The sequence below is a fragment of the Mycobacterium sp. E1715 genome (genome assembly GCF_001667625.1).
In the GTDB taxonomy this organism is placed as follows: domain Bacteria; phylum Actinomycetota; class Actinomycetes; order Mycobacteriales; family Mycobacteriaceae; genus Mycobacterium.
Window position 1 is genome coordinate 1 of sequence record NZ_LZJJ01000259.1, and the last position, 13,465, is coordinate 13,465.

Consider the following 13,465-nt stretch of genomic DNA (forward strand, 5'->3'; position numbering starts at 1 on the left):
CGAGAAGCGGGGGCTGGTACGACACCTGCGCGACGCCGGCATCTTCGTCTTCGTGATGGTCGGCACCCCGGGGCAGGCCCGCGCCGCTATCGGTTGGGGCGCCGACGGTTTGATCGCTCAGGGGCGCGAGGCCGGTGGCCACCTCGTCGGAACCATGCCGGCGCTGCAATTCCTGCCCCGGGCGCTGGCCGTCGCGGGCCACCGCCCGGTGTTTCTCGCCGGCGGCATCGCCACCGGTGCCGACACCAGCGCCGCCCTGGCCGCGGGCGCCAGCGGCGTGGTCGCGGGAACGCGCTTCCTGATGACGCACGAGGCGAACGCCAACCGGGAGTATCAGCGCCGAGTTGCCAACGCGGACACGACGATCGAGACCAACCTGTTCGGCCTGAGCTGGCCGCTGCGCCATCGCGTCGTGCCCAACGCGGCGACGCGGCGCTGGTGCCGCGCCGACGGCAGGGCGAAGCCGTTGCCCGCTGCCATCAATGCGGTGAGCCGCCCGATGGCCGTGCTGGGCTACTTCGACGCCGGCGCGTTGATGCGCATGCAGTCGCCGGCCCGGCCGTTGCTCACGCCGCTCGCGCCGCTCGCCGGCACTCCCGATGCGTGGGTGGACCGTGCGGCGCTGTACGCCGGCGAAACTGCCCTGCGAATCGGCGAACTCAGTTCCGCCGCGCAGGCGGTCGCCGACCTCAGCCCTTAGCGCACCAGCGCGAGCGCAAAGCCGTCCCAGCGCTTGGCCCCGACCGTTTGGATCACGGCCGTGTCCAGTCGCGGGTGCTCGCCCATCAGTCGCAAGGTCTCTCGGACCGCCTGCGCCTGCGCGTTGTGCTGCGGATCCAGGATCTGTCCCTCGCGAACGACGTTGTCCGCCACGATGAGTGCGCCCGGGCGGGCCAGCCGGACCGCCCAGTCCAGGTAGGCGACGTAGTTCTCTTTGTCCGCGTCGATGAACACCAGATCGAACGCGCCGCCGTCCAATGTCGGCAAGGTGTCCAGCGCCGCACCGACGATCACCTCCACCCGGTCGGCGACACCCGCCCGCTCCAGGTTCGCCCGGGCCACCTCGGCGTGCCGGGGCTCGTATTCCAGGGTCACCACCCGGCCCTGCGGGCCGGCTCCGCGGGCCAGCCAGATGGTGCTGAAGCCGCCCAGGGTGCCGATCTCGAGGATGCGGCGGGCCCGGACCGCGCCGGCCAGCAGGCTCAGAAACTTGCCCTGCTGGGCCGACACGGCGATCTGCGGCAGGCCGGCCGCGTCGCTGGCCTCGACCGCCGCGCTCAGCGCCGGATCGTCCCCGATCACGGTGTCGTTCAGAAACTCGTCGACGTCTTGCGGCGTTGGGTTCTGGGTCATGCCACCAAGCTAGCCGTGCGGCGCGATGCCGGCCGCGCCGGTATCGGAGCGGTCACGGTCATTTACGGATACCCATGGGGGGTATATAGTGGGTGGCGTGGTCGACCACAGCCGTAAGGGATCACAACAGAGAAATGGGTGAGTGAAATGGCAAATTACGAAGCAGGCACCGAGCTGACCTGCGGCCACGAGGGCTGCGGGTGTCGCGTTCGTATCGAGGTTCCCTGCCACTGCTCCGGTTCGGGCGAGCCGTACCGCTGCACCTGTGGCGACGAGCTGACCCCGGTCAAGTAGTCCGCGCCTCCTGAGGCTCGCGTCGAGTGTGCGTCCGGGGCGGCGACACGCCGGGGTGGGAAACCCTGCGCGCACAGCCAAAACCGCGAACGCACACTCGATGCGGCCGGCGCGCCGCGATCAGCGCCCGAACGTACGCCCGGCGAGCTCGACCGTCGCTGCCAGCTGCGGTGTGACCGCCGACGTGCCGATCGCCACCTGATAGCCGCCCGCACCGACGCGCCAGCGCGCCACGCCGCCGTCGTAGCGCGCGAGCAGGCGCGGATCCGCCTCGACGCTCACGCGACGGCCGGCCCCCGGTTCCAGCTCGACCCGCTCGAATCCGAGCAGCCGCAGGCACGGCCCGTCGGGCGTCCCGGTGAGATACAGCTGCGGGACGTCGGCCCCCGTGCGGTCGCCCGTGTTGACCACGCTGAAGCTGGCGGTCACCGTGTCTCCACCGGTGACGTCCAGGTCTTGGTACTCAAAGCTGGTGTAGGACAAGCCATGTCCGAAGGCGAACGCCGGTGTCGCCCCGGTGGCGGCGAACCAGCGGTAGCCGACGTCGGATCCCTCCACGTACTCGATCGTGCTCGGCTCCCCCCACGAGGCGCCGGGTCCGGGCAGTTCCGGGCGCGGCGTCTGTCGCAGGTCGGCCGGGAAGGTGATCGGCAGGCGTCCCGACGGATTGACCCGCCCGGCAAGGACTTCCGCGATGGCCTGGGCGCCGGCCTGCCCCGGATACCAGGCCTGCACGATCGCCCGCACCGAGTCGCGCCAGGGCATGGTCACCGGATTGCCCGTCTCGAGCACCACGACGGTGTTCGGGTTGGCGGCGGACACGGCGGTGATCAGCTCGTCCTGCCCCTGCGGCAGCGACAGGTCGGCGATGTCGAACCCTTCCCCCTCTGCGCGAACCGCGAACACGATCGCGAAGTCCGCGCGGCGCGCCGCGCGGACCGCCTCCGTGGGACTGATGCCGGGGTCGAATTCGATTTCGGCGTTGGGCAATTGCTTTCGCAGCTCGTCCAGCGGGCTCGATGGCAGCAGGTGCAGCTTGCGCAGCCCCGCCTCGAGTCCGGCGCCGCCGATCGGAATCACGGCCGCGTAGCCGCCCGGCGGGACGACGGCGCTCGACCCGTAGCCGGCAGGCACGCCCACGTTCGCGTACCCGCCGATGACGGCGATGCGGGCGGTCGATTCCGGCGCCAGGGGCAGCAGCCCGCGGTTGCTCAGCAGCACGATTCCCTGCCGGGCGACCCGCAGCGCAATCTCGTTGTGGGCGGCCAGATCCGGTGGGGGCGTGACCGTTGCCCGGTCGACGCCGACCGCGAACATCGACCGCAGGATCCGCCGGACCATGTCGGAGAGGCGCTCGTCGCTCAGCCTGCCGTCGGCATGGGCGGCGCGCAGCGGCGCGCCGAAGGTTTCGCTCTGCCACAACAGCGCGTCGATCTGCGCGCCGCATTCCTGGTCGAGGCCGGCGAGCGCGCACTCCCACGACGGTGTGGCCCCCCAGTCCGACATGACCCAGCCCGGGTATCCCCAGGCGCCTTTCAGCACTTGGTTGAGCAGGACGTCGTTGGCGGCGGCGTAGGCGCCGTTGACCTTGTTGTAGGCGGCCATCACGGCGCCCGGCCGCGCCCGCTCGATGGCCATTTCGAAGGCCAGCAGGTCGGATTCGCGATGCGCGTCGGGGTCGATGACGGCGTCCAAAAAGTGCCGATTGGTCTCGTTGCAGTTCAGCGAGTAGTGCTTGACGGTCGAGATGACGTGTTGTTGCTGGATGCCGTCGATCGACTCCGCGGCGATCGTCGCGGTCAAAAGCGGGTCCTCGGAAAGGTATTCGAAGTTGCGCCCGTTCCGCGGGTCGCGCGCGAGGTTCATGGCGCCGGCCAGCTGCACGTTGAACCCGCGGCTGCGGGCCTCCCGGCCGATCACCTCCCCCGCCGCGCGGGCGAGCGCGGGATCGAAGCTCGCCGACAGCGCCAGCCCGGCCGGCAGCGCGGTCGCGCTGTCACCCGGGCGGTAGCCGGGGTTGGTCACACCGAGGCCGGCGTCGCTCATCTGCAACGCCGGAATGCCGAGCCGGGGAATGCCGGGCACGTAACCGGCGCTCATCGGGACGCCCGGTGGGATGCGGTCGTCGCGCACCGGCCACATGTCGCCGGCCCCCATCACGCCGACCAGGAGCGAGAACCGCTCGTCGTCGGTCAGCTGGGCCTCGACCTCGCGTGCCCGGGCGTCGGGATCGCTCACCGCGCACCCTCTTTCGCGTACACGACGCGCAGCACGTGCCCCAACTCGGGGCCCATCACCAGCTCCGCCAGCTCGCCGAACGTCGCGACGAACTCCGGGCCGTGCGGTGGGTCGGCCCGGCACAGGTGGTGAGCGACCTCGTGAAGCACCACGAGTTCGCGCAGCGCCCAGTCGGCGGTGTCGCGGTCGGGGACCGCGATAACGCCTGTGCCGTCGCGGAATTCGTAATGGGCCGCGGTGGCGGCCCGTCGCGGCCGCACCCGCAGCGGCGCCGCGGAGGGCCACCGCCGGCGCACCGCCGGCAATGCAAGCACCTGGTCAACATAGCGCTGCGCGGCGGACACCGAGCCGAATCGTCCCTCCGGCGGCAGCGTGAGCTGCCCGCCGAAGAAGTCCACGACGGGTGACCCGTGCTCGGCGGCCCGGTCGAACAGCGTCCGGACGAACTCCTCGGCCGCGTAAACCTTGGCGCGCTGGGAGTCCCTCTTGGCGGAGCGTTCCGGGGTCACCGGCCCAACGGGGTGCGCGCGCCCGGGAGTTCGGGGCTGCTGCCCAGCCGCGCCCGCCGACCGGCCCGGTCCCCCGCGCGCCGCGCCGACGAGGAATAGCCCGCCGTCGCCCGGCTGACCTGATAGGTGCCCCGCGCCTTCGACGCGCTCCGGTAGTAGTCGTGCAGCTCGACATCTTTGTCCCGCAACGCGATCGCCGTGCCCGGCGGCCGGCGCCTGTCCTTGGTGGCCTCGCGCCGGGCCTCGTCACGAGCCTCCGCCAGGCGCTGGCCCACGCGGGCCCCGAAGGCCAACTGGAAGTTCAGCCGCGCGGTGATGGTGGGCGTCGGCCGGTGCGCCCCCGACGCCAGGTAGGCGTCCGACGCCCGCACCATCTGGACCACCAGGCTGGCGTACAACGCGTGCGTGGCGTCGATGTCCTCGGCGAACCCGTAGGCGTAGACGAACGTCGAATTGGATGCCACGTCACAGCGCACGTCATTGGCCATCGCGATCAACACGAACAGCTGCACATAGGTCCGCAGTCCCTTGGTGCCGGCTTCCCCGATGGTGATGGTCCGCTGCGTCGGGGCCTGCGCCGGCGAGCGGTTCGCCGCGTGGGACCGCGCCACCGCCAGGTCGATGGAGGACGCCGTGGCCAACCGCTGCGCGGCGCTCATGAAGGCGTCCGCCTCATGCGGGTTGTCGGTGCCTTCGGCCTGGCGCAACAGCGCGGCGATGCGGGCCAGCATCTTGTCGTCCGTCATGTGCGCCACTCCTCTCCCCCCGAGCGGGCGGTACCCGCTCTGCATCGTCGTCGGCGCGGGTCATATGCGCCAAAATACGGGAGCGCTACGACAGTTCCGCCTCAGAGCCGGGCGGTGATCCAGGCGACCACGTCGCCCAGCACCTGGTCGCGCTCCGGCTCGTTGAAGACTTCGTGGTAGAGCCCGGGGTAGACCTTCAGTTCGACGTCGGCGGACCCGACACACTCGACCAGGCGCCGGCTGCCCGCGACGGGAATCAGGCGGTCGTCGGAGCCGTGCACCACCAGCAGTGGCGCCGTCAGCGCCGGTGCGCGCTGCGGCATGGTCTCGCCGACCTGAAGGAGGGCGCGGCCGATGCCGGCCGGAACCTTCCCGTGATACACCAGCGGATCGCTCTTGTAGGCCGCCACCACTTCCGGGTCCCGGGAGATGGCGTCGACGTCCAGCTCCTGCACCGGCAGGCCGGGCACCAGGCCGCCGACGACCCGGGCGGCCAGCGCCATCAGCGGCGACACCTGGTCCTGGGCGGCCACCGCGGGCCCCGACAGCACCATCAGGTCGTAGTTGTCGGGCCGTTCGACGCCGTAGGCGAACACGATGCCGCCGCCCATGCTGTGCCCGAGCACGATGCATTTGAGGCCCGGATGCTCCCGGGTGGCGATCCGCACCAGGCTGTCGAAGTCCGCCGTGTACTCGGAGACGTCACGCACCAGCACCCGCTTGCCACCCGAACGGCCGTGCCCGCGATGGTCCAGCGCGTAGGTGACCAGGCCCGCCTCCCCGAAACGCTCCGCGACGTGGTCGTACCGGCGGGCATACTCGCCGAGTCCGTGCGACAGTACGACCACCGCCCGCGGCGCGGTGTCCGGTGTCCAGACGTCGTAAACGATGCGCACTCCACCGAATCCGTCGAAGTTCCGTTCGGCTCGGTTCACTGCACGGTCCTAGTCATTACGGGCAGCGTAATGGCTCCCGATGCAGGTCGCCCTGCCAGACACTGTCGTAGGCTCTCCCATCGTGGGACTGCTTGCGCAAAACGCCGCGAACTCCGACCTCGTCCCCCCGGTCGGCGGTGACTTCTCGGCGCACGCCGAGCCGTACCGTCGTGAGCTGCTCGCCCACTGCTACCGGATGACCGGGTCGCTGCACGACGCCGAGGATCTGGTGCAGGAAACGTTGCTGCGCGCGTGGAAGGCCTACGACCGCTTCGAGGGGAAGTCCTCGATGCGGACGTGGCTGCACCGCATCGCCACCAACACCTGCCTGAGCGCGCTGGAGGGCAGGCAACGCCGCCCGCTGCCGACCGGGTTGGGCGCACCCAGCTCCGACCCGACCGCCGAACTGCACGAGCGGCGCGAGGTGCCCTGGCTGGAACCACTCCCGGACCTGACGAACGACCCGGCCGACCCGTCGGTCATCGTCGGGTCGCGAGAGTCGGTCCGGTTGGCGTTTGTCGCTGCGCTGCAACACCTCTCACCCCGGCAGCGGGCGGTGCTGTTGCTTCGTGACGTGCTGCAGTGGAAGGCCGCCGAAGTGGCCGACGCGATCAACACCACCACGACCGCCGTCAACAGTTTGCTGCAGCGCGCCCGGTCCCAGCTGGACGCCGTCGGGCCCAGCGCGGGCGACCGGTTGGCGGCACCGGATTCCCCGGAAACCCAGGACCTGCTGGCGCGCTACATCGCCGCCTTCGAGGCCTACGACATCGACCGCCTGGTCGAACTGTTCACCGCCGAGGCCATCTGGGAGATGCCGCCGTACGTCGGTTGGTACCGGGGCCCGCGGGACATCGTCACCCTCATTCACCAGCAATGCCCCGCCCAGGACCCCGGCGACATGCGCCTGCTGCCGGTGGTCGCCAACGGGCAGCCCGGCGCCGCCATGTACATGCGCGCCGGCGATCGGCACGTGCCCTTCCAGCTGCACGTCCTCGATGTGCGCGGCGACGCGGTGTCACACGTGGTGGCCTTCCTCGACGAGAAGCTGTTCGCGAAGTTCGGCCTGCCGGAGGCGTTATGACATACATCGACGTCACACCCGCGTCCGGAAAGGCGCTGCTGTTGCTGGGCGCCTTCGACATCGGCAGCGTCGGCTACGCCGCCGAAGAGTTCTTCATCTCCGGCACCGCTTCGTCCTTCGCGCCGAACGGCGAGCTCGGCCCGGACGGTCGCTGGGATGTAACACCCAGCGGGACAGCCGATTACACCACTCGGATCGTGGCCATCACACCCACCGATCCGGCCCGTTTCAACGGCACCGCGCTGGTCGAGTGGCTCAACGTCAGCGGCGGCATCGACGCGCCCGCCGTATGGATGATGGCGTACCGTGAAATCGTCCGGGCGGGATACGCCTACGTAGCCGTCTCGGCGCAGAAGGTGGGGATTGACGGCGGCGCCAGCCTGCTCGGCATGGACATGTCCCTGAAGACGCAAGATCCGGCCCGCTACGGTGGCTTGCATCACCCGGGCGACGCCTTCGCGTTCGACATCTTCTCCCACGCCGGCGAACTCGTCAGGGATCGGGGCGACGGCATCCTGGCCGGGCTGCATCCGCAACACGTCATCGGGATCGGCGAGTCGCAATCGGCGATGTTCCTCACCACCTACGTCAACGCCGTCGATCCGCTCGCCCGCGTTTACGACGGCTTCCTGGTGCACTCCCGATTCGGGCCGGCCGCACCGCTCGACGGGGTCTCGCTGATCGAGGGACTGGAGTCCTCGCGCGGGTCGCAACAGGCGGTGAAGTTCCGGCCGAACCTGCGCGTCCCACTGCTCACGGTCATCACCGAGACCGATCTGTTCGGCCATGTGCCGCTGGGCTATTACTCCGCCAGGCAGCCCGACAACGACATGCTGCGGGTCTGGGAGATCCCCGGCGCCGCGCACGCCGACAACTACACCATTCAGGTGGCGCCGATCGACTCCGGTTCGGCCCCGCTCGCCGACATCGTGGCCGCTTACGCGCCGACCAACATGCTGATGGGTCAGCAACTCGATCACTACATCAACTTCGGCCCGCAGCATCACTACGTGGTGCAGGCGGCGGTCGCCGCGCTCGACGGGTGGATCCGGACCGGGGAGCCGGCGCCCTCGGCCGCGCCGATAGCCATGCGCGAATCCGAGTCGCCCCAGCTGGTGCTCGACGCCAACGGCCTTGCCCAGGGCGGCATTCGGAGCCCCTGGGTCGACGTACCGATCGCGCGCACGTCCGGCGTCACCACCGACGAAAACCTGATGGCCGCGATCTTCGGGGCGGGTGAACCCTTCGACGCCGACACGGTGCGCCGCCTCTACCCGGGCGGCAAGGCCGAATACCTGGAGCGCTTCACCGCCTCGCTCGACGCGGCCATCGACGCTCGCTTCATCCTGCCTGCGGATCGCACCGAGATCCTGGCGCTCGCCGCCGCGACCTACCCCGGCGACGGGGCCTAGAACAACCGGCTGTCCGGTGCCGGCCCCGGCACGGGCCGGACCAGTCCCGCCCCGGTGACCAGCGGCAGGTCCAGCGCCGAGAGCAGCCCCGGCGGGGCGGCGCACACCGCCGGGATGGCGTTGACCATCCTCGAGGCGCCCGCGATCCGGGCGCCCAGGTCGTGGTCGTGGTCTTCCGCCATCTCGAATTCGCACCGCATGCTGGGCGATCCCTCGATCTCGACCCGATAGAGGCCGCGCCCGGAGGCCTGCCCGTACCCGAGGTCCTTCGGCGGGATCGAGATGCGAGGCTGCGGCCAGTCCGGCGCGATGTCGTCGCGCATCCGGGTGACGTGGTCGAGGACGAAAGTTGGCTTCCCAGCGACGTATCCGGTCAGCGTGGAGCGCATGGCCGCGATCGTCCCGGCGTCGATGTGGCCGGTGGGCGTGTCGAAGGACTCGGCGGCGGGAAGGCGTTCGTTGCTTTCCTCGATGTCGTCGATCTTGACGCCCAGTCCGGCGGCGAGCTGATGCAGGACCGGCCCCCAGCCGAAGGTGAAGATTCCCGGCTGGGCAGCGAACGCCTGGTATTCCGCGGGTTTGCCGAACCCCAGGATCTCGTACACCGCGGCCCGATCCGGGTAAGTGGCGTAGTTGAACATCTCCGTCACCCGGACCGACTCGATGACGCGCGAGACGCCTGTAAGCACCAAAGGCAGGACGTCGTTGGCGAAGCCGGAGTCGATGCCGGTGGTGAAGAACGACGCACCGCCGTCGAGCGCGGCCCGCCGTAGGGGATCGGTGAACGCCGCGTCGACACCGTCGGGAAAGACCAGCGGCACAACCGAACACGACACCACGTTCTTGCCGGCCCGCAGGATCGAGACCATGTCCTCGACGGCCTCGAGCGGCCGCAGGTTGGCGCCGGCGGCGTACACCACCGCATCGGCGCCGCCGGCGAGCATCGCCGAGGGGTCCTGGGTGGCCGTAACCCCGACCGGCCCGATGCCGCACAGCTCCCCCGCGTCGCGGCCCGCCTTGGCGTCGCTGTGCACGACCAGATCGACCAGCTTTAACTCCGGGTGGTCGATGACGCCGCGCAGGGCAATCACCCCCATCGAACCCGGCCCCCACACTCCGACCTTGATCACCGCGGATATCTCCTAATATTAGGATGCATGTATTTACAATTTGGACGGATGGTAGGGAGGTGGACATCGGTACGTCAACCGCCAAATCGCCGCCCACCGGCCGCGTGATGGATGTGCTTGCCACGCTGGCGGATTCGCCGGCAGGGCTGACGTCCGCCGAGGTGGCGAAGCGCTGCGCGATCAGCACATCCACCTGCGCCCTGGTGCTGGCCGAACTGGAAGGGCGCGCCTGGGTGGCGCGCCGCGGAGATCGCCGCTACGTCCTGGGCAGTGGCCTGTTCGGGCTGGTGCATGGGCTACGGGCGCAGTTCCCGCTGCTGGACCGGGGCCGCGACGCCCTGCGGTTTCTGCATGAAGCGCTCGGCGCGGGCTGCTCCATGTCGAAGATCGGCGGGCGGCACTTGACCACGGTGGACGCGGTCGGCCACGGAACCGACGGCGGGCAAGCCGTCGGCCAGCGCTTCCCCATCGACCCGCCGTTCGGCCTGGTCGCCATGGCCTGGCGCGACGACGAATTCGTGCGGGCCTGGCTGCACCGGGTGATGCCGCGGCTGACCCGGGCGGAGGTCGCCGACCACCAGCGGGTGCTCGCCGACATTCGCGCCCGTGGGTACGGCGCGTGGCGGTTCGACGACACCCACCAGTCGCTGCACGATCGCCTCGCCGAGGTGCTGACGTCCCTGGAGCCGACGGCGCGGGTGACCCGCCAGCTCACCACCCTGATGACGATGGTGACGCTGCAGTCCGTCACCGATGTGCTCGAAACCGATTTGGCCGCGGCCGAGTTCGTGGTGCTGCCGATCTTCGGGCCGGATGGCCAGCCGGACTACCAGATCGAGATCCACCTGGGCCGCTCTCCCGGACTGACACTGCCCGGGCTCGAGGCCGCGCTCAGGCATGCCCAGGGGCTGCTCGCCGCGACCGTGTCCTGACGTCGCCGGTGAGATTAGGCTGGGCCCATGGCTGCCCACGCGGACATCCGGCGTGCGGCCGAGCGGGCCGTCACCAACACACCCTGGCTGACATCGCGGCACTCGTTCTCGTTCGGCGACCACTACGACCCGGATAACACCCACCACGGGTTGCTACTGGTCAACAACGACGACATCGTCGCGCCCGGAACCGGATTCGGCACGCATCCGCACCGGGACATGGAGATCGTGACGTGGGTGATGAAGGGTCGATTGGCGCACCGGGACTCCATCGGCAATCACGGCGTCATCGTTCCCGGCCTGGCCCAGCGCATGTCGGCGGGCACCGGAATCCTGCACTCGGAGGAGAACGACTCTCCCACGGAGCCAGTGCATTTCGTGCAGATGTGGGTGGTGCCGGACGAGGCCGGCATCGCCCCCGGCTATCAACAGCAAGAGATCGGCGCGGACGTGTTGGACGGCACACTCGTGACGATCGCCTCGGGTATCCGCGGCCGGGACGGGGCGATCGACCTGCACAACCGCAGCGCCGCCCTACACGCCGCGCGGCTGCAGCCCGGTGACACCGTGATCCTCCCGCAGGCGCCCTACCTGCATCTCTTCGTGGCGCGGGGCGCGATCACCTGCGAGGGCGCCGGCGACCTGCGGGACGGTGACGCCGTTCGGTTCACCGATGCCGGCGAAGCGCGGGTTACGGCGAACGATGCGTCGGAACTACTGGTCTGGGAGATGCACGCTGAACTGGGGGCCGCGAGCCCATAGAGTGGGCGTGACAGACAGGAGCCGGCATGTCTCAATCGCGGCCGCAGCACGCGGCGCCGAACCCCAACCGGAACGTGAAGGCGGTCCGGACCGTGCGGTTCTGGGCGGCGCCGCTCGTGATCACGCTGGCCCTGATGTCGGCGCTGTGCGCGCTCTACCTCGGCGGCATCTTGAACCCGATGACCAACCTGCGGCACTTCCCCATCGCCGTGGTCAACGAGGACGCCGGGCCGGCCGGCGCGGAACTCACCGGCCGCTTGGTCAACGGCCTGGACAAGAACAAGTTCGACGTCCGCGTGCTCAGTCGCGACGCCGCCAAGCACCAGTTGAGCACCGGGCACGTGTACGGCTCGGTGCTGATCCCGCCCAGCTTCTCGTCGAAGCTGCGCGATCTGGGCGCCAGCGCGGTGGTGCCCGGTCCCGCGGAACGGCCGGTGATCACGATCTCGACGAACCCGCGGGCCGGCACGCTCGGCGCCAGCATCGCCGCGCAGACGCTGAACATGGCGATGGGCGTGGCGAATGGTGAAGTGGGCGAACGACTCCTCGCTTCGGTCAAGGCGCAGACCGGCGGCGCACCGCTGGCCGGGGCCGCCGAAGAGGGCCTGTCGACGCCGATCGAGATCGAGTCGACCGTGTTCCACCCGCTGCCCGACGGCACCGGTAACGGGCTATCGGCCTTCTATTACGCGCTCTTACTGCTGCTCGCGGGGTTCACCGGCAGTATCGTGGTCAGCACCCTGGTCGACGCGTTACTCGGTTACGTCCCAGCCGAATTCGGTCCGGTGTATCGCTTCGCCGAGCAGGTCAGAATCTCGCGATTTCAGACGCTGCTGCTCAAGTGGGCGATCATGGTGCTGCTGGGCCTGCTCACCTCCGCCGTCTATATCGCGATCGCTCATGGGCTCGGCATGCCCATCGACCTCGGCTGGCAACTCTGGGCCTTCGGGGTGTTCGCGATCGCCGCGGTGGGCATCACCTCCAGTTCGTTGCTCTCCGTGCTGGGCACCGGCGGCCTGCTGGTCAGCATGTTGATCTTCGTGATCCTCGGCCTGCCCTCGGCCGGCGCCACCGTGCCGCTGGAGGCGACGCCGACGTTCTTCCGCTGGTTGGCTGAATTCGAGCCCATGCACCAGGTTTTCCTCGGCACCCGGTCGTTGCTGTACTTCAAGGGGCACGCGGACACCGGGATCTCCCAGGCGCTGATCATGACGACGATCGGCCTCGTGATCGGGCTGCTGCTGGGCGGCATCGTCACGCACCTGTACGACCGCAAGGGATTCCACCGGATCGCGGGTGCCGTCGAGCTGGCGATCGCCCAGGAACACCAGGCTCAGCACAAGGCGCGCCAGGGCAAGCACGAGCGAACGGTCGCCGCCACCGAGCCGGAACCGTCGAGCGAAAGCCCAAGCGAGCAAACGTAATTCGACCGCCGCCCGAGCGTCATCCGCCCGTTATCTAAATTGACAGTGTGACGGATGTGACTGATGATGTTTATGTTGTATTCAGATCCGGGCGGAAAGGGCGATCGTGCTGACCCGAGGCGCCAGCTTGCGCCGGCTGGTGGCCGGCTGCACCGCCATCGTCGCCGGCATTGTCCTCGCGTGCACCACCGGACAGCCGGTCGCGCACGCCGCCGACGGCCGCGATCTGCTGGCCAACGCCATCAACACCACCAAGGGCTCCTACCTGGTCTATAACTTCGGTCCCGGCCATCCCGCACCGATGCTCAACGCCGGTGGCAGCTGGTACGAGATGAACAACGGCGGCCACCTGATGATCATCAAGAACGCCGCGGGCCGGCTTTCGCCCCACCTGCTGGTCGACACGCACCAGGGCGATCAGGCGCGCTGCGAGAACAACCCCGGCGCCCGCACCGGCGAGGGCCTCTGGCAGGCGTCGGAACTCTATGCGCCGCTGCAGGCGTGGCAGCGAATGGGCCAGCCCACGATCGCGATCAACGCGAACTTCTTCGACGTACGCGGTCAGAAAGCCGGCTCGTGGCGTCAGACCGGCTGCAGCTCGCCGCTGGGCGCCTTCGTGGACAACACCAACGGCCAGGGCCGCGCC

12 protein-coding genes and 2 pseudogenes are annotated in these 13,465 nt (G+C 69.6%); 8 read left to right on the top strand and 6 right to left on the bottom strand.

Annotation, left to right across the window (positions count from 1 at the left end; genetic code table 11):
• Positions 1–700, top strand: a 700-nt coding sequence (locus A9X03_RS13560) for a nitronate monooxygenase (protein ID WP_068261498.1), incomplete at its 5' end; no start/stop codon positions are given.
• On the opposite strand, the gene A9X03_RS13565 is transcribed toward A9X03_RS13560, so the two are convergent.
• A complete protein-coding gene (locus tag A9X03_RS13565) occupies positions 697–1,353 on the bottom strand; it encodes an O-methyltransferase (protein WP_067756069.1) in 657 nt (218 codons plus the stop codon). The genes A9X03_RS13560 and A9X03_RS13565 overlap by 4 nt on opposite strands.
• Positions 1,354–1,500: 147 nt before the next feature.
• Between A9X03_RS13565 and mymT the strand changes: the two genes are divergently transcribed.
• Complete coding sequence (gene mymT, locus A9X03_RS28455) at positions 1,501–1,647, top strand: metallothionein MymT (RefSeq protein ID WP_073877879.1); 147 nt, start codon at positions 1,501–1,503, stop codon at positions 1,645–1,647.
• A gap of 120 nt (positions 1,648–1,767) precedes the next feature.
• On the opposite strand, the gene A9X03_RS13570 is transcribed toward mymT, so the two are convergent.
• The 4 genes from A9X03_RS13570 to A9X03_RS13585 form a co-directional block, all read right to left on the bottom strand.
• A complete protein-coding gene (locus tag A9X03_RS13570) occupies positions 1,768–3,885 on the bottom strand; it encodes a beta-glucosidase (RefSeq protein ID WP_197696074.1) in 2,118 nt (705 codons plus the stop codon).
• On the bottom strand, positions 3,882–4,394 hold the full coding sequence (locus tag A9X03_RS13575) for a TIGR04338 family metallohydrolase (protein WP_068261501.1): 513 nt from the start codon (positions 4,392–4,394) through the stop codon (positions 3,882–3,884). The genes A9X03_RS13570 and A9X03_RS13575 overlap by 4 nt, the downstream gene beginning before the upstream one ends.
• Positions 4,391–5,140, bottom strand: a complete 750-nt coding sequence (locus A9X03_RS13580; protein WP_068261504.1) for a DUF2786 domain-containing protein — start codon at positions 5,138–5,140, stop codon at positions 4,391–4,393. Before A9X03_RS13580 ends, A9X03_RS13575 begins: the two co-directional genes overlap by 4 nt.
• Positions 5,141–5,241: 101 nt before the next feature.
• A complete protein-coding gene (locus A9X03_RS13585) occupies positions 5,242–6,036 on the bottom strand; it encodes a lysophospholipase (RefSeq protein WP_369807429.1) in 795 nt (264 codons plus the stop codon).
• Here A9X03_RS13585 and A9X03_RS13590 point away from each other — a divergent pair.
• Positions 6,029–7,159: pseudogene (locus A9X03_RS13590) on the top strand (sigma-70 family RNA polymerase sigma factor). The gene A9X03_RS13585 and the pseudogene A9X03_RS13590 sit on opposite strands and share 8 nt — an antisense overlap.
• On the top strand, positions 7,156–8,571 hold the full coding sequence (locus tag A9X03_RS13595) for an alpha/beta hydrolase domain-containing protein (protein ID WP_068261507.1): 1,416 nt from the start codon (positions 7,156–7,158) through the stop codon (positions 8,569–8,571). The pseudogene A9X03_RS13590 and the gene A9X03_RS13595 overlap by 4 nt, the downstream one beginning before the upstream one ends.
• On the opposite strand, the gene A9X03_RS13600 is transcribed toward A9X03_RS13595, so the two are convergent.
• A complete protein-coding gene (locus tag A9X03_RS13600) occupies positions 8,568–9,701 on the bottom strand; it encodes a dihydrodipicolinate reductase (protein WP_082950099.1) in 1,134 nt (377 codons plus the stop codon). The genes A9X03_RS13595 and A9X03_RS13600 overlap by 4 nt on opposite strands.
• 107 nt (positions 9,702–9,808) lie before the next feature.
• Here A9X03_RS13600 and A9X03_RS13605 point away from each other — a divergent pair, with 107 nt between their 5' ends.
• From A9X03_RS13605 to A9X03_RS13620, 4 genes and pseudogenes are all read left to right on the top strand, one after another.
• Positions 9,809–10,633: a MarR family transcriptional regulator gene (locus tag A9X03_RS13605; RefSeq protein WP_067756159.1), complete on the top strand. Its 825-nt coding sequence runs from the start codon at positions 9,809–9,811 to the stop codon at positions 10,631–10,633.
• Between the two features lie 27 nt (positions 10,634–10,660).
• Positions 10,661–11,395, top strand: coding sequence for a pirin-like bicupin family protein (locus A9X03_RS13610; protein ID WP_067756086.1), 735 nt, complete (start codon positions 10,661–10,663; stop codon positions 11,393–11,395).
• Positions 11,396–11,421: 26 nt separating this feature from the next.
• Positions 11,422–12,819 (top strand): YhgE/Pip domain-containing protein, encoded by a 1,398-nt coding sequence (locus A9X03_RS13615; protein ID WP_068261509.1) that lies wholly within the window; start codon positions 11,422–11,424, stop codon positions 12,817–12,819.
• Between the two features lie 79 nt (positions 12,820–12,898).
• A pseudogene (locus tag A9X03_RS13620) lies at positions 12,899–13,465 on the top strand (hypothetical protein); the annotation flags it as partial.